This is a genomic window from Paenibacillus sp. GM2 (assembly GCF_900069005.2).
Lineage (GTDB): Bacteria > Bacillota > Bacilli > Paenibacillales > Paenibacillaceae > Fontibacillus.
This window is the reverse complement of the sequence record NZ_LN831278.1, coordinates 243,094-262,312: the sequence shown is the minus strand read 5'-3', so window position 1 is coordinate 262,312 and position 19,219 is coordinate 243,094. Positions and strand designations below refer to the sequence as shown.

The window sequence follows — 19,219 nt, the reverse complement described above, 5'->3', positions numbered from 1 at the left end:
TCTATATTCGAATGGCCGGGAGATTCAATCAGCCCCAGATCCGCTTATGGCATTACCATTTTTTATATTCAAATCTATTATTATTGAAAATGATTATCATTGTCAATGGATAAAAAGGAAGACTGCTTTATCTATATTTTGCTTTTCATTTGTTTACATTCTGTTTAAAAAGCGATGATATGATCCGATTACGAGATCACAATCAAGCGTTTAAAGAGTTAGGCTCTTGGTATCGGGAAGCACACTTATTTGAACTAAATTTTATATGTTGTGGATTGGAGGAAATTAAATTGGCACATAAACACAAAGAATCTAATAGCAACTGGGCCGTGGAGGCAAGCGGTCTGGTCAAAGTATTTGGGGATAACCGTGCGGTGGATGGTGTGGATTTAAATGTACGCGCAGGCTCAATCTATGGTGTGCTTGGACCTAACGGAGCCGGCAAGACAACGACGATTCGTATGCTGGCCACGCTGCTGCGTCCGGATGCCGGGACAGCGAAGATCTTCGGGCATGACGTGGTCAAGGAATCGCAGATTGTACGACAGTTGATCGGTGTAACAGGACAATACGCTTCCGTCGACGAATCGCTCAGCGCTACCGAGAACTTGATCATCTTCTCGCGCTTGCTTGGTCTCTCGCGCAAAGAAGCAAAGAGCAAGGCGGTGGAACTGCTTGAGGAATTTGGCTTATCCGAGGCGGCCAAACGTCCGCTCAAAAATTTCTCCGGCGGCATGCGACGCAGATTGGACCTGGCTGCCAGCCTGATCGCTCAACCTCCGCTCATCTTCCTCGATGAACCGACAACCGGGCTCGACCCGCGTACGCGTTCCCAGATGTGGGATACGATTCGCCGGTTAGTGGATACGGGATCCACCGTACTGCTGACGACGCAGTATCTGGAAGAGGCCGATCAACTGGCTGACCGGATCGCCGTCATCGATTACGGCCGAGTCATCGCCGAAGGCACTGCCGATGAACTGAAGATGTCCGTTGGTACTTCCTCCCTGCATATGCGGGTGCAGCATGTACAGGACATTGAGAAGACTCGCCGCATGATTGAGCAGGTGCTGAAGGTACCGTCGAGCATATCTTCCGAGGCCGGCGAGATCACGGCGCCGATGGCAAATGCTGATCTCGTCACCGATCTGCTGATCGCACTCCGCAGCGAAGGAATTACTCTATCCGAGATGAGCGTACAGAAGCCGACTCTTGACGAGGTATTCCTGACGATCACCGGCCAGCGGGCAACTGATGCGGTGGAAGAAGCCCCCGCGCCAGCCTATGAATCCAAAACCATGGAGGGAACGATAGTATGAGAACTTCCATTCAAGCAGTATCTGAACGCAAATTAAAAAACAACACCAGCCTCATGCAATCGCTGCGCAATTCACTTACGATGGCCTACCGCGGACTGCTCAAAATCCGCCGTACGCCTGAGCAATTATTCGACGTTACGTTGCAGCCCATCTTATTCACATTAATGTTCACATATATTTTTGGCGGGGCGATCTCCGGCGATGTAGCCAGCTATTTACCGGTCATTATCCCCGGCATTCTCGTCCAGACCGTCATTACGACCTCGGTCGTAACCGGCGTTCAGTTGCGAGAGGATATGGACAAAGGCGTGTTCGACCGCTTCAAATCCCTGCCGATCGCACGGATCGCTCCGCTCGCAGGAGCGCTGCTTGCTGATACGATCCGTTATACTATCGCGACCGTACTGACCTTTGTAATGGGCTATATTATGGGCTACCGTCCAGACGGGGGTCTGGAGCATGTCGCCCTGGCCGCGATTATCGTCATTGCTTCCTCCTGGGCGATCAGCTGGATCTTTGCTTTCTTTGGCGTTATCGCTCGCACCGCCTCAAGCGTACAGGGGATCTCGATGATCATATTGTTCCCGCTCACCTTCCTCTCCAACGCCTTTGTACCGGTAGAGACAATGCCAGGCTGGCTGCAGTGGTTTGTGAAGTTCAATCCGATCTCGCATCTGGTGACCGCCGTACGCGATCTGGCCAATTCCGGTACGGTTGGCTGGGACCTGGGGATTTCCCTGATCGGCGCTGCCGTGATCGTTCTGATCTTTGCGCCGTTAACCGTGCGCGCTTATATGCGTCGGACCTAATGTATTGATTTGTCCAAGTCGCTTTATGTCGTGTACTTCTTCCATTTTCTAATTTTAGAGCGGAAATTCTGGAACGGAGCCGCCGAGTTAATATGAATCCAACGGACCATCGGCCAGTTCTCTTTGTCTCCCGTCCATTTACGTGCACCTTGCATGAATAGCTCCTGATCCGTCAGAGTCTCGATCCATTCCAACCATTGCTGTTCCTTCTCGCGGAATAAGGATCTGAGCTCTGGCAGGGGCTTAGAGGAGTACTCATCATAAAAAGACTGATACAGCCCGCCAAGCTGATTCCATTTGTAGCCCGGCGCGGGCATCCGAACTTCCCGGCCTTCTCGTTCGTCCTTGTCCCAGCTCATAACGAGGGATAGCCAGCCCAGCTGGTACGCGATGATCTCCGCAGGAGTCTTGTCCACTTCAGGAACTCGCCTATCCTTCTGGCTGTTCTCGATTACATCAAATTCAGCATCAAGCTGTATGTAGCGGGAATGAATCGTATCGATGAGCTCCTGTTTGGATGCATACTCATAACTTGCCATAGCTAACGTCTCCTTTGTTGTATTGATGTAGTTATACCATATCGCAAGTGACAACTGTCTGTCTTATTATGATTATAAAAGCGATATCGCAACTGTTACCATCTCTTTAGCAGCTATTCCCTAAAGTTGCGGCAAAAGCCTGGAATCAGGCCCTCACGGGCCATTCCAGGCTTTTTTATATGAGTAAGATTAGATCGCAGCACTATTCTTGAGAATTTGTTCAATCACTTCCTTGATCACCCGAAGCAGGCTGCGATCCTAATCCAGGAAAGGATGCCAAAGGAACTCGAATATTATTTTTGTGGCAGGCCACTTCCAACTGCCCAGCTCGGGGCGGAGAATGGCCAGGCGACTTCGCGCTGGCTCCGTGATCATCCGGAATTGTGGGATGGAAAACACGAGCATGCCTTGTGGTAGTTGTTCTAGGCGGACGGGTGCGCCTCCCAAAGGATCATAAAAATTTATTATCCAGCATAGAGAACCCCTGCAAGCAAAGTATCGTAAAGATACCAACCTGCAGGGGTTCTCTATAGAAGTTAGATCAGGCTTCAAACGAATATCATCGGCTTACAGCACGACATGATATCCCTTTGCCTCAATGCTGTCTTTAATATCTGAAATCCCCAGCTTGGCTGGGTCATATTTTACATTTACCGTATGCTCTTCAAGATTTACTTGTCCTTCGGCGCCGATGGTTTCAAGCGCTCCCTCGACCTTCTTGGCGCATTTGCCGCAGTTCATGCCCTCTACTTTTACCGTGGTCTCTTGCATATTTTCACCTCCTCCCCACCGAAACTCAGCTTCTCACTGCTGCCCATTATGCTTAAAAGTTATCCGCGCACCTTCACACGCTGCAGACGAAGGGCGTTCAGAACAACGGATACCGAGCTTAATGCCATGGCTGCCCCGGCTACCCAAGGAGCCAGGAATCCTAATGCCGCGATCGGAATACCAAGCGTGTTATAACCCAGCGCCCAGAACAGGTTCTGCTTAATGTTGCGCATCGTCTTCCGGCTCATAAAGATTGCATCCGGAATGCTGGACAGGTCACCGCGCATCAAGGTTACATCCGCCGCTTCCATTGCTACGTCTGTCCCGGTGCCGATCGCCATGCCGATATCTGCGGTTGCCAGTGCCGGAGCATCATTGATGCCGTCGCCGACCATAGCCACCTTCTTGCCTTCGGCTTGCAGCTTCTTCACTTCCTCCGCTTTGCCTTCCGGCAAAACCTCGGCGCGAACGTGATCGATACCGACTTGGTCCGCAATCGCTCTGGCTGTGCGTTCATTGTCACCGGTGATCATGATGACCTGGAGACCCATTTCCTTCAAGCGGCTTACCGCTGCCGCCGAGCTGTCCTTAATCGTATCGGCAACAGCCACCATTCCCGCATATTCATGATTAATCGCGACCAGCATCGCCGTCTTGCCCGATTCCTCCAGCTTTGACATTGAGGCATAAGCCTCCGTCGCGTCTACATTAAATTTATCCATCAAACGCCGCGTACCAATCAGCATATCGCTGCCTTCGACCACAGCCCTGATGCCGAATCCAGGGATAGCCTCGAAGGAATCCGTACCCGGCAGCTCTATATGTTTCGCCTTGACGCCTTCCACGATCGCTTCAGCGAGCGGATGCTCTGAATTTTTCTCTGCAGCACCCACCAGCCTGAGGAATTCAGCTTCATTCCGTTCTGTCAGCACATCGGTTAGTTCGGGTTTGCCTTTGGTCACTGTGCCCGTCTTATCCAGGATAATGGCATCGATCCTATGCGTCTGCTCCAGATGCTCGCCGCCTTTGAACAGGATGCCAAATTCAGCCGCGCGGCCGGACCCCGCCATTATCGAAGTTGGAGTAGCCAGACNGAATCCGTACCCGGCAGCTCTATATGTTTCGCCTTGACGCCTTCCACGATCGCTTCAGCGAGCGGATGCTCTGAATTTTTCTCTGCAGCACCCACCAGCCTGAGGAATTCAGCTTCATTCCGTTCTGTCAGCACATCGGTTAGTTCGGGTTTGCCTTTGGTCACTGTGCCCGTCTTATCCAGGATAATGGCATCGATCCTATGCGTCTGCTCCAGATGCTCGCCGCCTTTGAAAAGGATGCAAAATCCAGCCGCGCGGCCGGACCCCGCCATTATCGAAGTTGGAGTAGCCAGACCCAGCGCACAAGGACAGGCAATGACGAGCACGGTGATCGCTTTTTCCAAGGAACCGGCAAAGTCTCCCGGGGAGACAAGGAAATACCAGACGAGAAAAGTAACCAGCGCAATCCCCACGACAATCGGGACGAAAATACCGGAGATCACATCAGCTACACGCTGAATCGGTGCCTTCGAACCTTGAGCCTCTTCCACGACCTTAATAATTTGCGCGAGCGCTGTCTCCTTGCCGACCTTGGTCGCACTAATTCTGAGCATGCCATTCTTGTTCATAGTTGCGCCGATAACCGTATCACCGGCCTGCTTCTCCACGGGAATGCTCTCACCTGTCAGCATCGATTCATCCACCGACGACATGCCTTCCAGCACTACGCCGTCAACCGGAACTTTATCGCCAGGGCGGACGAGCACAACATCCCCCGTAATTACTTCTTCAATCGGAATGCTTAACTCCTGACCGTCACGGACGACTAGAGCGGTCTTCGCCTGCAAGCCCATCAACGACTTGATCGCTTCCGATGAACGTCCCTTGGCCAAAGCTTCGAACAACTTACCCATCACTACCAGCGTAATTAGCACAGCGCTGGTCTCATAATACATCGAAGGCCCATGATGAACATCGGCACCGTTCACAGCCCACGCGATCGTTAGATACAAACTGTAGAAATAAGCTGCTGACGTACCCAGTGAGATCAGAACATCCATGTTGGCACTGCCATTGCGAAGCGCTTTATACGCTCCGATGTAGAACTGTCTGCCGATATAGAACTGAACTGGCGTAGCCAGAATAAGTTGGAACCAGGGATCCATAAAAAGATCCGGGACCCATATCCACGATGTAAAGGAGAAATGGCCTACCATCGACCACAATAGCGGTAAGGAGAGGATTGCCGACACGAGCAGCTTGCGCTTCTGACGGGTTATCTCTTGCTTACGATGCTCGGACGGATCCGCCTGCTCCTGCTTGAGGGAGGCTTTGTAGCCTATCTTTTCTACCCTTTGCTGCATATCAGAAACGCTTACTTCAGCTGGATTATACTCCACATGAGCGCTCTCCATTGCAAAGTTAACGGTCGCTTGACTCACACCGGGTATCTTATTCAGTGTCTTCTCAATTCTTGTGGCACAGGCTGCGCAAGTCATACCGCTTAATTCGAGCTCTACCTTCTCCTTGATGGTGTCATAACCAAGCTTCTGGATGCTCTGCTCCATCTTGGCTACATCGACGACACTTGGATCATAGGTAACTGTCGCCCGCTCAATTGCGAAGTTCACATTCGCTTCCGACACGCCTTCAAGCTTATTCAGACCTCTCTCAATCCGATTCGCACAGGCCGCACAAGTCATCCCCGTGATCTGAAGGGATGTCTGCTTCGTTCCTTCCATTTCTATCACCCGCCTAAAATAGGATACTATTTAGAGGTTACTCAACGTCGTAGCCTTGATCCTCGATAGCTTCCTTGATATGGTCAAGAGAGAGCTTGCTCTCGTCAAATTCTACAGCGACTGTTCCCTTCTCCAGATCAACCGTCCCTTTTGCCCCGATCTCTTTCAGAGCGCCCTCCACCGAATTGACGCAATGGTTGCAAGACATTCCCTTCACGTTAAGCAGTACATTTTCCATTTCGATTACCTCCTGGTTTGTTTAAAGTTCGCCATTCACTTATGGCGTTATTATTGTCTTTCCTTAATTCCTTAACCGTATAGCATAAATCATAAAGCGCCCCGATCACATATATAGTATACCCCCCTACCCTATATTTGGTCAATACTTATTCTCCACCTACCCCAAATAAATTTTCCCGATGCTTAAACTTGTTATAGTCATCCATCATTGTCCACCCATCGGAGGAACGCTATAATAATACGATAACGACGATTTTGGAGGCTTCCGTATGGACCCGAAAACGAGGCACAAAAATGAATTACAGCGAGGGAAACAGAATCGGATTCAGCTCGTCATCGAAGCGGCCGAAGAAGTGTTCAAAGAAAGAGGCATTGATCAGACGACGATGCAGAACATCGCGGATCGAGCTTGCGTTGGCGTGGCTACCGTATTCCGCTTCTTCCCGAAGAAGGAGAAGCTTGTTGTCGCCGTGGCGACAAGAAACCTGGAGACCGTACTGCATACCTTCCAAGCGATCGCCCAAACGCAGGCATCGTGTTATAAGAAGATTAGCCTGCTCTTTGATGATTTCATAACCCTGCTCGATAGCGACGATAGCTCTAATGTAAAGCTGCTGGAAAATTTCGAGAGCTATGCGGCCTACTACAAGGAACCCATCGAAGATATCGATATCTTCAATAAGATCTATCGGCAAATATCCGACGTCTTCTCGACCATTATTCAGCAAGGGATTGAGGATGGCTCCATAAGGAATGACATTCCGGTAGAGAAAGTGCTGACGACGGTCGTTAACACCTTCGGGAATTTCGCAAGAAAGCTGTCCCTGCAGAAAAACATTCTCACCGTTGAGCCTGATCTGGACCCGAAGGAGCAGCTGCTGATCCTGAAGGATATCCTGCTTAGCTATCTCAAGGGCTAAGCTTGGTTATGTGCTTAACGAGTCACATGAATCGCATGAGCCACATGAGTCGTTTTTAAATCGTTACCTATGTTTAAAATGAAGCACCGTACCCTATGAGAAGAGGCCTGCTAATGAAGCTCCATTAGCAGGCCTCTATTTTATGCATGAGAGGAAACATCAGCTCGTAAGACTCTTCCGGACAGAGCGGTATTGAGTGGGAGAAACTCCCTCCCGTTTACGGAAGGCCCGCGAGAAATTGTTCTCATCCACAAATCCAACCTGCTCGACAATTTCTCTAATGGAGAAGTTGGTCGTCTCAAGCAGCTCCTTGGCCTTCTCAATACGAATTCTGGATACATATTGCATAAGGGGAAGCCCGTTTTTATTCTTGAAATAACGTGTGACGTAAGAGGGCGTCAAGGATAGCTGCTCCGCCACCGTCGAAAGACTCAAATTATAGTCCGCATAGTTTTGCGCCACATAGCTCAGCATTGAAGAATACAGACGATCCTCATTTGAATCCTCTCCAAGGCTGTCCTGGATGCTGCGGGATACATCAAGCAGATTGGCGCAGGCTTCTCCGACCGTCTCGGACAGCTGGCCAGCCAGCGTCTCCAGTTTAAACTTAATCGCTTCGCGGTGAGAGAGTGAGATATTGTTCACGATTTGATTCAAAGTAAATATCATTTGCAGAAAGGTTAGGCGAAAGGTCGCAGCATCCTCCAGCCAAGTGAACCTCTCCTTCAATTCCTGCATCAATCGCTGTAATCTCTCCGAATCCTTCGAGCATACCGCATTATGCAATTCCTCCGCCATATCGGTAATCTGGCGTTTATCGCCGGCCATATGCCCTTCTATTTTCTGCTGCTGCAAGACCTCCGATTGAGTGATGATCGATTGCTTGCCCGCAAAAATGCGATACTCCGCCAATGATGTCGCTGAACTATAGGATTGGTGCAGTTCCGTCGCCGATTGAGGTTCGCCGATCGTACAGGATAAGGAAAGCTTAAAGTGCCTGTCCATAAATTTCAGAACCTGGGCTGCGAATGCCCGACTCCGCTCCTCCCATTGATCGGCAAACTCATTATTCCATGATACGATGCCCACAATTCCGTTATCGATCGCCAGATCCAGCGCATAGTTAATCCCGTGCTCTCCGGATAAGTTCTCAAACACATTGCATACTGCGTATTTCAGCAGCCACTGTTCGCTCAGCGGCTCTTTTCCCACCTTCGCGTTGTAGTCATCGAACATAATTACCAGCACATTGCCCCATTCCCGGCTGCCAAGCAACTTATCGAGTACGCTGCGATTAGCCTGCGTCGTGTTATCTACATTTAATTTACCCATTAACACGGCGAGCAGCAGCTGATTTCGCGTTAATATCTCCTGATTATGCATCATATGGGACATATTGATACTCTCATCCCTCATTTGCTCGATATAACGCGTGAGCTGGGCGAGCTCATCTTCTTCATGAGCGGTGGATTTCTTCGTTAGCGAGGGAAGACGGCTGGACAGCTCCTGAATCGGCTCATAGCTCTTGCGGGCCGAGCGGAAGCTAAGCACCAGCCCAAGTCCCAGTGACAGCAGAACAATCCCAAGCGAGACGGTAAGCGCAACATAATATTCATGGAAATAAGCATTGCGCAGGGTAGCATTTACCACGTGGAATTGCTGCTTCTCAGAGATTTCCTGCAAGAGAAGATACCCGCGGAACCTCTGCTCCGAATTCTGGACAGCAAGCGCTAATTCTCTCCAATCCAAATCAGGATTTCCGTCCAGATAGAAAAACGGCGTACCGTAGCGATCAAAAATAATCAGGCTGCTCTCCGGGTCGATCGTCCGCTCGAAGCTGTCTATCATAGCTGCATAATTCAATTTATAGATCATGATTCCATTGGAATAAGGCGTACTGTCCAACGGAACGAGCAGCAGCAATACGTGATCCCTGCCCCCTTGGTTAGACTCATTGTTTAATGAGGACAGCAGCATCGGCGTCTTTAACTCCTCCATCAGCGAACGCAAGCTCTCCGGTTTGATTTTGCTCCGGCAGATGAGCTGGACATAGCTCTCCGCCGTATACATCCCTGTATCCGTAAAGATGACATCCTCCAATGAGCTATACGGCGTGTTCCGATAAAACAGTCCGATCGAATCAAGCTCTGAAGAAGGCGCTTTCAACTTATCAAACTCATCTGCGATCAAATATGGGTAATTGATCTGCTCATGCAATTGATAAGGAAGCAGCCTGGTGTCATGTGAGACGGATAAGGTCAACTTCTGCAGATCAAGGATCCGGGTATCCAACAGCTCCGTCATGTGTGCCATGAATCGATGGGTATTCTCCGTCAGACGATGATAGGTATTTGAGAGAGAAATAATATTGGTAATTAACAGCAATAGACCTGACACTGCCAGAATCAGCAAATACCTGCCGAGAAAATTTCGGTATAGCTTCGATTGCAGGGCTTTCCGCAACATACTCACTTCCCAATGATGAAATATGCACAAAAGATTATATCGAGTATACGAATTTTGACTTGGGTTATCAATTGATCTAAGCCAAATAGCAAAAATAGACGATTCACTGCGAAAATTGCCGGGTTCGAATTCAGACTTAATATCAATCTTTGCCGTCAAAAGCCAAATATCGGTGATTGCTGCATCCCGGCGGATTCTTTAATATCAAGGCCATAGAAACGCGATTCCGGCCGGACTCGGTTCTGATCCACAATACAACCTATGAACTGCTAAGGAGAGGGAGGCTTATCTTATGCCTGTAAGGGCTAAATCAGCGCCTGCTTCGGTCCATAAATCCGCCAGAAAGAAACTGGGCATACGGAATAATTGGGATTATCTCATCTTCATTATCCCTGTCATCCTTTACTTTCTTATTTTCTGTTATGGTCCGATGTACGGCGTACAACTGGCATTCAAACGCTTCAATCCGGCTCTTGGGATCACCTCAAGCCCCTGGATCGGAACGGATAATTTCGAGCGGCTGTTTGGATCATTCCAATTCGTCCGCATTTTAAAAAATACACTGGTCATTAATTTGCTTAAAACCTTCATCAGTTTCCCGATCCCCATCATCCTTGCGCTGATGTTTAATGAGATTCGACGGGAAAGATTGAAGAAGACATTTCAGACGATCACTTATGCTCCATACTTCATTTCTACGGTTGTCTTCGTCGGGATCATCCATTTATTCCTTGCCGGAGAGAACGGCTATATTAACCATGTTCTGGAGATGCTTGGAATCGCTCCGATTCCCTTTTTAACTTCTCCCGATACATTCTCCGGAGTCTATGTCGGCTCGGATATATGGCGGAATAGCGGGTGGAACTCGATTATCTTTATTGCCGCATTATCGGGAGTGGACCCCCAGCTGCATGAATCAGCGCAGATCGACGGGGCCAGTCGATTCAAAAGAATTATCCATGTGAATCTTCCATGTATTATGCCGACCATTGTTATTCAATTTATTCTACAGATGGGGAAAATGATGACTCTCAGCTATGAGCGCATTCTTCTCATGCAGAATAGCCTCAATATTGAGGCGTCCGAGGTCATATCTACTTATGCTTACAAAACGGGTCTGATCAATATGGATTACGGATTCTCAACGGCCGTGGGGCTCTTCAATAACGTCATTAACATCGTACTGCTGCTGGCCGCCAACAAGATCGCCAAACGCTACAGCAGCAGCAGTCTGTTCTAAAGGGAGGGAAGACCATGGAAGCAGCTTCACAGCGCATTCGGGAGTCTCAGGGAGATCGTGTATTTTTAACCATTACTTATATACTGATTGGGATCCTGGTACTGGCTATCCTCTACCCGCTCATTTATGTAGTCAGCGCCTCATTCAGCGATCCCAAGCTGGTCATTTCCGGCAAAATCGGGCTGATTCCGAAAGGGTTCAATCTGGAAGCCTACCAGCGGGTGTTCTTGAATCACGAAATCTGGATCGGATACCGCAATACGATTCTGTATACCGTCATCGGCACCGCCGTTAATATCGCGCTCACGATGATGGGGGCTTATCCATTGTCACGACGGAATTTTCCTTGGCGCAGGTCCTGCATGGTGTTCTTTACAATCACGATGTTCTTTAGCGGAGGGATCGTCCCTATGTACCTGCTCGTCCGCGATCTCGGCCTGTATAATTCAATGTGGGCCTTGATCCTGCCGACGGCCATCAATGTTTACAACATGATTGTGGCAAGGACCTTTCTGGAGACGACCATAGACGAGCAGATCTATGAATCGGCTTATATCGACGGCTGCAGCAATATACGCGCCTTCTTCTCCATTGTGCTGCCGCTTAGCGCACCGATTATGGCCGTGCTGGTCCTATTTTATGCCGTATATCATTGGAACTCTTACTTCGAGGCGATGATATATCTCAAAGACCGGACCTTGTATCCGCTACAGCTATTCCTCCGCGAGATTCTTGTGATGAACCAATCGGATAATGTCATGATGGATTCCATCGAGATGGACACGAGCAAATTCCTCGTCGCGGAAGGCGTTAAATATGCAGTAATTATCGTATCGAGCGTGCCCATCCTTATGCTCTACCCGTTCCTTCAGAAGTATTTCGTAAAAGGGATGATGATCGGGGCCCTTAAGGGATGACGATACCGAAAGAACAAATTTCACTAGTTCACCATATAAAAGGAGTTGCTTACGATAATGAAAAAGAGACTTGTCTTGCTGATCGCGCTTGTGCAAATCGCGTCACTCCTCACCTTAACTGCCTGTGGGACGACGGGCAAAGGGAATGCGGACGTTGCCGCCAAAGATGAAGAAACCGCGGCCAATATTACAAAGACCGGTCTGCCTATTGCCGATAAGCCGGTTCATCTTCAGGGGCTTGTCGCCAAATACGAGCTTGTTACAGATTGGAACCAGCATACGGGATTAAAAGACTACGCGTCCAAATCCAATGTCATTATCGACTGGGATAGTGTGCCACAGAACGCTTTTGAAGAGCGCCGAAACCTTCTGTTCGCTTCCAATGATCTGCCGGACTTCGTCATGCGAGCCGGTCTGACACCACAGCTCATCACTTCGTATGCGGCCGCGGGTCAAATTATCCCGTTGGACGATCTGATCGAAGCCGGCTATGCGCCTAACTTATCCGCGCTGATGGCAGCGGACGAAGGGATTCGCAAGTCGATCACCTCGGCGGATGGCCATATCTACTCCCTGCCCAATATCAGCGAAGCCGACGGGCGTATTGGTTCGTCATGGATCAATAAGAAGTGGCTGGACAAGCTCGGACTGGACATGCCGACAACAATGGATGAGTTCTATCAGGTCATGAAAGCATTCAAGGAGCAAGATCCCAACGGAAATAACAAGGCGGATGAACTCCCGCTCTCCGGATACAAGGAGAAGGCTAATAACGGGAATGAATTCTTTAAATCGTTCTACGGGAACTGGGGCTTCGGCGGCAATTCGGGAATTATCGCCCCCTATATGGATGTAGATGATAACGGCAAGATCCGTTATATCGCTACGGATGAGAAATTCAAGGAGATGCTGGCCTACTTCAGCAAGTTCTGGGCAGAAGGCTTGATCGATAAGGAGATTTTCTCACAGGATATGAACCAGGTGGTAGCCAAAGTGGATGAGGAACGGATCGGCTACGTGGCCAAAGGCAACAACAATCTATGGATGGGCAAAAATCGCAGCGATTATGTGCAGAATCCGGTCATGAGAGCGATCGACGGCGATGTCTATTGGACAAGCGTCAGCCCCAAAGTACGGGATATCGGCTCCTTTGTCATCACCAGCAAGAATCCGAATCCGGAAGCTACGCTGCGCTGGGGAGACTATTTCCTCAGTGAAGAAGGGACCGCCATGGCCCGCCTGGGAATTAAAGATGTCACCTACACGATCGACAGCGACGGCTTCTATAAATTGAAGGATGAATACGCCAATAACCCTAATGGACTTACTGTAGATGAAGCGCTCTCCGATTACACGATCTTCCAGGGCGGACAAATACCGCAGCGGGTTACCCAAAAGGTCGATCAGAGCGCGGCTGTACTTCCCGAGATGATCGCTAATAAGGATGTTGTCCGTCCTTATCTCGTGCCCGATGAAAAGCTGATGATTCCGAATTTCTCCGAGGACGAGAATATCCAATTGAGCACCTACGCCACAGATATCGAGGCATATACCGAGGAACAGGTTGTCAAATTTATTACTGGTGCCAAATCGCTTGATGAGTGGGATAATTATGTAAGTACACTTAATAAAATGCACCTGGATAACTATCTTGCGATTTACCAGGCGGCCTATGACCGCTGGAATCAGCAGTAAGTATCCTTCAAAGACGGGAAGGGGAAATGCAGCATGAAATTTTACGGTACGAGCGCGGCTGAAGGAATTCCGAATCCGTTCTGCTCCTGTCCGGTATGCGACAATGCCCGGCGAACGGGCGGCTTAGAGGTCCGGCGCCGCTCGATGTTCCGGCTTGATGAGCAGGTATGCATCGATCTGAGCGCGGATTCCTTTCAGCAAGCGATCGAATACGGGGACTTTACCAAACTTAAGCATGTGCTAATCACACATACCCATGAAGACCATTTGAATTATATGATGATGAATGTGCGCAATATGGCCATCGAACGCCAGGATGAACCGCTGCACTACTACTTCACCGATAAAGCCTATGAGATCGTCGATTTCTACCGACAGAGCCGTCCGATCATCAAAGGGATGACGGCGGAACTGGAGAACCGCGGCATTATCGCTTTCCATAAGCTCGAATTCAATAAGCCGTCAGAGATCGCCAACATGACCGTAACACCGCTCCGCGGCAACCATATCGGCAACATGGGCGAGAACTGTGCCAACTACCTGCTGCAAATGGCCGATGGGAAGAAATACTATTACGGTCTCGATTCAGGCTGGTATTTACCGGATACGTTCAAGGCGTTGGAAGGCGCCGCGCTTGAGGTGCTGATCAGCGAATGCACCTTTGGCCTGACCGAAGGGCGCGGGCTCCATCCGGACGGGCATCTAGACGCATTCAGCTGTATGGAGCTGTTCCGCAAATTGCTGGAGCAAGGAACGATTCATACCGGCACCCGCATTTACCTGACCCATATTAATCACTACACCTCCACGCATGCCGAGCTGACGGAGTGGTTCGCCAAGCAGGATTTCCCGTGTGAAATTACGGTGGCCTGGGACGGGATGGAGATTGCCAAATAGCCGATGGGTCGGCAATGAACCCATGAACCCGCTAAAACATATCAGATCAACGGCGCAACTGTTATATGAACGCCCTCATAGCGGCGACAGCAGCATAATGAATTAGAGAAACCTGTAAATCTGTATCCTTTTATCTTAAAAGAGCCATAATTAGCAAAAAGCCTGCAAATCTGCAGGCTTTTTCGATCTTCCGGGTATACACTATTTTCCCGCTCTAATGCTCTCCATCGTTACCTGCTCAAGATGAATATCCGAAAAGTCACTTAACAGACCCTCACCAGTTGGCGATTGAGAGACCAGTCCAACTTTGAGTGTGTTCGAGGCTTTCAAGCTGAACACTCTGACCATTTGATAATGAGAGCCGTCCACAGAGTAGTGCATAGAGAAGGCATCGCCCTTCCGGCCGATTTGCAGCCAGACGCTCTTATCGGTCAGGTTCTGGCCGTTGGCATCGTCAGATACTCCATCGGTAACGACACTAACTACCGCATATGTATTGAGATCCGTATATTCGTAACATAGCTTGGCCCAACGATCCTCGCGCTCACTATCCATAATAAATAAAGCAGCTCCGTCGAAGGTAGATATAAAGTCATGTCTTACTTTGGCGCGAAGCACGAAATCCCCTCGCACATTGGCATATAAGAAAGGCGCATTGTTCTTAACATCGCCACTCTCAGGATTGATGAAATAATCGGTCGTCCCTGGAGCCGAGATTTGCAGCAAGTCACCATTCATTTCAAACGGAGATTCGTTCAACCAATGATTAAAAATATGCAAGGCCATCTCTCCCAACATGAAGTTTGCTCCCATTATAGCTTATATTTAAGCTGGCTAACAGATGCTTCCATGGAAGTGGTAGGAACTAGCCTCGTCTTGCTCTCCATTCTCGATTTATAATCAGTCGTCCAGAGGAAGACTCTCAACCGCTGTAAAGAACACATCAAACATATCCATATCGAATTTGGCTTTGACGTACTCGGAGACCTTGTCCAACTCCTCTAAACTGCTATATTCCAGGCATGGGCGACCTTCACTCCACAACACTCTGCATTGAAATAATTGAACTACCTGCTCAATGATATAGTCTTGATCTGCTGCTCCGCGATGAAGTATCAATGATCTGACGCTCCCTTCCTATGTGACTTTTCTCATTAGACTATCACCTCCTATTATTCAAAATTTAAGCTATTTTTTCCGATGACATTTATCACAACTTATAACTTATAGAATGACTTTAGTTATCGACATTATTCGAAATCCACCTTTGTGGAGTAGATGGTCGTTTATTCCCCCAAAATCTTTAAATCAAGCTGCTCAAGGTGTGTTGAGTTGGAAATCAAGTCTACCTCGGCGATTTTCCCATCTTTTATTGTAAACTGAATCACATAAAGTAACTTCCCGCCTGGGGCTGCAATCGCCCCAATGCTCCCATTCACAAGGGCTACCTGGGCAGCTTTGGCACGCCCTGCTACCTTGTTGGCTAATTCAAACGCTCCCCGCGTTTCGGTTCGGACGCCTGTCTCACGATCATCTCGAAGAACCACATCCGGATCTAGCATCGCTACTAGCGAATTGAAATCTCCCGCGTATGCCGCAGCTAGAAAAGCGTCAACGAGTTTGCGCTGCCGATCCAAATCAGCTTGAGAATTGTGCTCATTTCCCCTCGCCTTTTGACGCGCCCGGCTCGCAAGCTTTCTAGTGGCGAGTTCGGATTTTCCGACAATGGGTGCAATATCGCTGAATGGCATGGTAAAGACATCATGCAGCACAAAAGCCACCCGTTCTGATGGATTTAGTTTATCTAACACAACAAGTAGGGCAAGTCCGACTAATTCAGCCATCAGTGCTTCTTGTTCAGGATTGTATCGATCTTCAGAGTCAGCCAAGGTTTCAGGCAAAGACTCCTCCATAAATTGCTCACGCCTGGCTTTTCTTGAACGCAGCATGTCAAGACAAATCCGCGATGTGACTGTAGTCAGCCATCCTCCTAAATTCTCAATCTCGCTTCGATCGGAACGATGAAGACGCAACCACGTTTCCTGTACGGCATCCTCCGCTTCTGTCAATGAACCGAGCATGCGGTAGGCCATGGCCTGCAGATGTTCTCGGTACGATTCGAATTGCTCTTCCATACGACTGAATTCCCTTCATCTCAATGTCTTCTAAAACCAATTTATCATTAAAATTGATTCTTAATATATTGACGAATGAAGTTCAGCGAACGTGACAAATTTCAAAAATCCGTGTTGGTCACACCCTCTCCATTCAACGCGTCATTATAGTGAAAGGCCGAATTAAAGGCTTCCAGCAAAAAAAGGAGTGTTTTCTATGCAGTCCAGAATGAGAAACCCAACTCGCCAAATAGTAGACGTTTTACCCCGGAATAAATAGGCAGTCATCACTTATCAAAATAGGGAGGTTTTACTTTATTATGGAAACAGTACTTTATATAACAGCTCACCCGCGCGACGATACGCAATCCTATTCCCTGACAGTAGGAAAAGAATTTATACAAGCTTACCGTTTAACCCACCCCCAGGATGAGGTGGTGCATCTCGATTTGTATAGAATGAATATTCCGCAACTGGACGCTGATATTTTGAATGGGTGGGACAAGGTTAAAGGTGGTATATCTTTCGAACAATTAACGCTTGCGGAGCAAACGAAAATCGGACGTATCAATGAGCTTGCCGATCAATTTGCAACTGCCGATAAGTATATTTTTGTCAATCCTATATGGAATTACTCCTATCCCCCGGTAATGAAGGCCTATCTTGACACTATCTGTATCACGGGCAAGACATTCAAGTATCATCCGGATGGGAGCAGGACCGGTTTGCTTGGCGATAAAAAGGCCGTTCACATTCAAGCCAGCGGAAGCGTATTGTCACCCGGATCCGACACGAGCAACGAAGGCTTTGAAATGGGGCACCGCCACCTGAAAGTGATTATGGATTTTGTGGGACTAACTGATTTTCAAAGCATCTTTGTGGAAGGGACAGCTGAGCAACCTAAACAAGCGTCGCAGTTAAAAGAAAAAGCAATCCAACAAGCGCACCAAATAGCGGAAAACTTCTAGATCAAGAAATTCATAAAAATAGGGGGAGCTGTAAAAACAGCTTCCCCTATCCTTTATTGGCCCACTTCTCCTAATAGAAGTGCTCAATAATTCACATCAGACGCGATGCTTCCACGGCCTTATTCATCCTCCCCCAAGACCGACTGCATAGCCGCCTTTGGGGCTGTACGCGCTGAACGCTTCTGTTCCTTCATATGCTGCAAATAGCGGCGGGTTTCTGCCACCACAACCCCGGATAAGCCTAATAGAGCAATCAAATTCGGCAGCGCCATCAGCCCGTTCACAATATCAGCTAGCAGCCAGATCGCCTCCAGCTTGATAAATGCGCCAAAAGCAATCAAAAGAATAAACACAACGCGGTAAGGCAAAATCGACTTCACGCCAAACAAGTAGGTAATACAGCGCTCGCCGTAATAATTCCAGCCGAGGATGGTCGTGAATGCAAACAAAATCAGGCATAACGTAAGAATAACCGAACCATAAGGAATCGCCGCGTCAAAGGCGGCCTGAGTAACCATCGCTCCCCGCTCTGCGCCTTGCCATACCCCTGTAACAATCAAGGTTAATCCCGTCAGGCTGCAAATAATAATCGTATCAAAGAAGGTCCCTGTCATCGATACTAGCCCTTGCTCCGCCGGCCACTTGGTCTTGGCCGCCGCCGCCGCAATCGGTGCGCTTCCGAGGCCCGATTCATTGGAGAATACTCCGCGCGCCACACCGTTACGAATCGCCATCATCACCGTGGCCCCGAGGAAACCTCCGCCTGCCGCTGCTGGCTGGAATGCACTTTCGAAGACCAGCGCCACCGCATGCGGGATTTGATCTGCAAACGTAAACAATACAACGAGCGCAGCAACAATATAAAGAATAGCCATCAAAGGTACAACCTTCGTGGAGACCTTGGATATGCTCTTAATCCCGCCAAGGGTAACCAAAGCGGTTAACACCGTCATAATCGCCGCTGTCACGATGGCCGGAACACCCCAGCTCGACTGCGTTGACGATACGATCGCATTCACCTGCGGGAACGTCCCGATGCCGAAGAGTGCAACCAGCACCCCACTTATAGCAAAAAATACAGCAAGCGGCTTGAACTTGCTCCCCAGGCCCCGCTCAATATAATACATCGGTCCGCCAGAGACCTGGCCCTTATCATCCATCGTCCGGTACTTTACAGCTAATAAGCCTTCGGCATACTTCGTCGCCATCCCGAAAAATGCGGCCATCCACATCCAGAACAACGCTCCGGGACCCCCGACCTGGATGGCGGTAGCCACCCCGACGATATTCCCTGTGCCGACCGTTGCAGCCAGCGCCGTCGCCAATGCGCCGAAACTCGACACGTCTCCTTCGCCTTCGTTCTTGGCCTTGAATACCAGCCTTAAAGCGAGCGGCAGCCGAATGACCTGCAGCAGCCCAAGCCGACAGGTTAACCATATCCCTGTTCCGACCAATAAGATGAGCAAGGGCGCTCCCCACACCCATTGATTAATCTGCTCTAATACTTGCATGGATCTCCCCCCTCATGATGTTGCATTCTCCAAGAGT

At 49.1% G+C, this 19,219-nt stretch carries 17 protein-coding genes and 1 pseudogene; 8 read left to right on the top strand and 10 right to left on the bottom strand.

Annotated features, from left to right (window positions below; genetic code table 11):
- The first annotated feature begins 290 nt into the window (after positions 1 to 290).
- Both BN1360_RS07970 and BN1360_RS07965 read left to right on the top strand, forming a co-directional pair.
- Complete coding sequence (locus tag BN1360_RS07970; RefSeq protein WP_068779343.1) at positions 291 to 1,319, top strand: ATP-binding cassette domain-containing protein; 1,029 nt, start codon at positions 291 to 293, stop codon at positions 1,317 to 1,319.
- Entirely contained in the window at positions 1,316 to 2,128 is an 813-nt protein-coding gene (locus BN1360_RS07965; RefSeq protein ID WP_068779342.1) for an ABC transporter permease, read from the top strand. Before BN1360_RS07970 ends, BN1360_RS07965 begins: the two co-directional genes overlap by 4 nt.
- A 23-nt stretch (positions 2,129 to 2,151) precedes the next feature.
- On the opposite strand, the gene BN1360_RS07960 is transcribed toward BN1360_RS07965, so the two are convergent.
- From BN1360_RS07960 to BN1360_RS07935, 5 genes and pseudogenes are all read right to left on the bottom strand, one after another.
- Positions 2,152 to 2,667 (bottom strand): ClbS/DfsB family four-helix bundle protein, encoded by a 516-nt coding sequence (locus tag BN1360_RS07960; RefSeq protein ID WP_068779341.1) that lies wholly within the window; start codon positions 2,665 to 2,667, stop codon positions 2,152 to 2,154.
- 567 nt (positions 2,668 to 3,234) lie between these two features.
- Positions 3,235 to 3,438, bottom strand: a complete 204-nt coding sequence (locus BN1360_RS07950; RefSeq protein WP_068779340.1) for a cation transporter — start codon at positions 3,436 to 3,438, stop codon at positions 3,235 to 3,237.
- Between the two features lie 59 nt (positions 3,439 to 3,497).
- A pseudogene (locus tag BN1360_RS07945) lies at positions 3,498 to 4,529 on the bottom strand (heavy metal translocating P-type ATPase); the annotation flags it as partial.
- Positions 4,508 to 6,214, bottom strand: coding sequence for a heavy metal translocating P-type ATPase (locus tag BN1360_RS07940; protein WP_476445253.1), 1,707 nt, complete (start codon positions 6,212 to 6,214; stop codon positions 4,508 to 4,510). The gene BN1360_RS07940 and the pseudogene BN1360_RS07945, both read right to left, overlap by 22 nt.
- Before the next feature lie 37 nt (positions 6,215 to 6,251).
- On the bottom strand, positions 6,252 to 6,452 hold the full coding sequence (locus BN1360_RS07935; RefSeq protein ID WP_068779339.1) for a copper ion binding protein: 201 nt from the start codon (positions 6,450 to 6,452) through the stop codon (positions 6,252 to 6,254).
- Between the two features lie 271 nt (positions 6,453 to 6,723).
- Between BN1360_RS07935 and BN1360_RS07930 the strand changes: the two genes are divergently transcribed.
- Complete coding sequence (locus BN1360_RS07930) at positions 6,724 to 7,374, top strand: TetR/AcrR family transcriptional regulator (protein ID WP_068779338.1); 651 nt, start codon at positions 6,724 to 6,726, stop codon at positions 7,372 to 7,374.
- A 159-nt stretch (positions 7,375 to 7,533) separates the two neighbouring features.
- On the opposite strand, the gene BN1360_RS07925 is transcribed toward BN1360_RS07930, so the two are convergent.
- Positions 7,534 to 9,840: a helix-turn-helix transcriptional regulator gene (locus tag BN1360_RS07925; RefSeq protein ID WP_068779337.1), complete on the bottom strand. Its 2,307-nt coding sequence runs from the start codon at positions 9,838 to 9,840 to the stop codon at positions 7,534 to 7,536.
- Positions 9,841 to 10,132: 292 nt separating this feature from the next.
- Between BN1360_RS07925 and BN1360_RS07920 the strand changes: the two genes are divergently transcribed.
- From BN1360_RS07920 to BN1360_RS07905, 4 genes are read left to right on the top strand one after another with little or no spacing between them, the layout of a single operon-like run.
- Positions 10,133 to 11,080 carry an ABC transporter permease gene (locus BN1360_RS07920; protein ID WP_068779336.1) on the top strand — a complete coding sequence of 316 codons (948 nt, stop codon included), beginning with the start codon at positions 10,133 to 10,135 and terminating at the stop codon, positions 11,078 to 11,080.
- A gap of 14 nt (positions 11,081 to 11,094) precedes the next feature.
- Positions 11,095 to 11,997 (top strand): carbohydrate ABC transporter permease, encoded by a 903-nt coding sequence (locus BN1360_RS07915; RefSeq protein WP_068779335.1) that lies wholly within the window; start codon positions 11,095 to 11,097, stop codon positions 11,995 to 11,997.
- Positions 11,998 to 12,054: 57 nt separating this feature from the next.
- Positions 12,055 to 13,692 (top strand): type 2 periplasmic-binding domain-containing protein, encoded by a 1,638-nt coding sequence (locus tag BN1360_RS07910; RefSeq protein WP_068779334.1) that lies wholly within the window; start codon positions 12,055 to 12,057, stop codon positions 13,690 to 13,692.
- A 33-nt stretch (positions 13,693 to 13,725) separates the two neighbouring features.
- Positions 13,726 to 14,589 (top strand): MBL fold metallo-hydrolase, encoded by an 864-nt coding sequence (locus BN1360_RS07905; protein ID WP_068779333.1) that lies wholly within the window; start codon positions 13,726 to 13,728, stop codon positions 14,587 to 14,589.
- 201 nt (positions 14,590 to 14,790) lie between these two features.
- On the opposite strand, the gene BN1360_RS07900 is transcribed toward BN1360_RS07905, so the two are convergent.
- From BN1360_RS07900 to BN1360_RS07890, 3 genes are all read right to left on the bottom strand, one after another.
- The gene (locus tag BN1360_RS07900) at positions 14,791 to 15,387 is read right to left on the bottom strand and encodes a DUF1349 domain-containing protein (protein ID WP_229520914.1); all 597 of its coding nucleotides are present in this window, start codon (positions 15,385 to 15,387) and stop codon (positions 14,791 to 14,793) included.
- Positions 15,388 to 15,489: 102 nt separating this feature from the next.
- On the bottom strand, positions 15,490 to 15,708 hold the full coding sequence (locus BN1360_RS07895) for a hypothetical protein (RefSeq protein ID WP_068779332.1): 219 nt from the start codon (positions 15,706 to 15,708) through the stop codon (positions 15,490 to 15,492).
- Positions 15,709 to 15,875: 167 nt separating this feature from the next.
- Positions 15,876 to 16,724, bottom strand: a complete 849-nt coding sequence (locus tag BN1360_RS07890; protein WP_068779331.1) for a sigma-70 family RNA polymerase sigma factor — start codon at positions 16,722 to 16,724, stop codon at positions 15,876 to 15,878.
- A 299-nt stretch (positions 16,725 to 17,023) separates the two neighbouring features.
- Here BN1360_RS07890 and BN1360_RS07885 point away from each other — a divergent pair, with 299 nt between their 5' ends.
- On the top strand, positions 17,024 to 17,671 hold the full coding sequence (locus BN1360_RS07885) for an FMN-dependent NADH-azoreductase (protein ID WP_068779330.1): 648 nt from the start codon (positions 17,024 to 17,026) through the stop codon (positions 17,669 to 17,671).
- A 119-nt stretch (positions 17,672 to 17,790) separates the two neighbouring features.
- Here BN1360_RS07885 and BN1360_RS07880 read toward each other — a convergent pair whose 3' ends face one another.
- A complete protein-coding gene (locus tag BN1360_RS07880) occupies positions 17,791 to 19,182 on the bottom strand; it encodes an alanine/glycine:cation symporter family protein (RefSeq protein WP_068779329.1) in 1,392 nt (463 codons plus the stop codon).
- Positions 19,183 to 19,219 lie beyond the last annotated feature (37 nt).

Excerpts from the sequence above, each read along its gene's own strand:
- BN1360_RS07935 (WP_068779339.1), bottom strand. The coding sequence starts at position 6,452 with ATGGAAAATGTACTGCTTAACGTGAAGGGAATGTCTTGCAACCATTGC.
- BN1360_RS07925 (WP_068779337.1), bottom strand. The coding sequence starts at position 9,840 with ATGTTGCGGAAAGCCCTGCAATCGAAGCTATACCGAAATTTTCTCGGC.
- BN1360_RS07930 (WP_068779338.1), top strand. The coding sequence starts at position 6,724 with ATGGACCCGAAAACGAGGCACAAAAATGAATTACAGCGAGGGAAACAG.
- BN1360_RS07910 (WP_068779334.1), top strand. The coding sequence starts at position 12,055 with ATGAAAAAGAGACTTGTCTTGCTGATCGCGCTTGTGCAAATCGCGTCA.
- BN1360_RS07900 (WP_229520914.1), bottom strand. The coding sequence starts at position 15,387 with ATGTTGGGAGAGATGGCCTTGCATATTTTTAATCATTGGTTGAACGAA.
- BN1360_RS07880 (WP_068779329.1), bottom strand. The coding sequence starts at position 19,182 with ATGCAAGTATTAGAGCAGATTAATCAATGGGTGTGGGGAGCGCCCTTG.
- BN1360_RS07915 (WP_068779335.1), top strand. The coding sequence starts at position 11,095 with ATGGAAGCAGCTTCACAGCGCATTCGGGAGTCTCAGGGAGATCGTGTA.
- BN1360_RS07885 (WP_068779330.1), top strand. The coding sequence starts at position 17,024 with ATGGAAACAGTACTTTATATAACAGCTCACCCGCGCGACGATACGCAA.
- BN1360_RS07965 (WP_068779342.1), top strand. The coding sequence starts at position 1,316 with ATGAGAACTTCCATTCAAGCAGTATCTGAACGCAAATTAAAAAACAAC.
- BN1360_RS07920 (WP_068779336.1), top strand. The coding sequence starts at position 10,133 with ATGCCTGTAAGGGCTAAATCAGCGCCTGCTTCGGTCCATAAATCCGCC.
- BN1360_RS07950 (WP_068779340.1), bottom strand. The coding sequence starts at position 3,438 with ATGCAAGAGACCACGGTAAAAGTAGAGGGCATGAACTGCGGCAAATGC.
- BN1360_RS07960 (WP_068779341.1), bottom strand. The coding sequence starts at position 2,667 with ATGGCAAGTTATGAGTATGCATCCAAACAGGAGCTCATCGATACGATT.
- BN1360_RS07890 (WP_068779331.1), bottom strand. The coding sequence starts at position 16,724 with ATGGAAGAGCAATTCGAATCGTACCGAGAACATCTGCAGGCCATGGCC.
- BN1360_RS07905 (WP_068779333.1), top strand. The coding sequence starts at position 13,726 with ATGAAATTTTACGGTACGAGCGCGGCTGAAGGAATTCCGAATCCGTTC.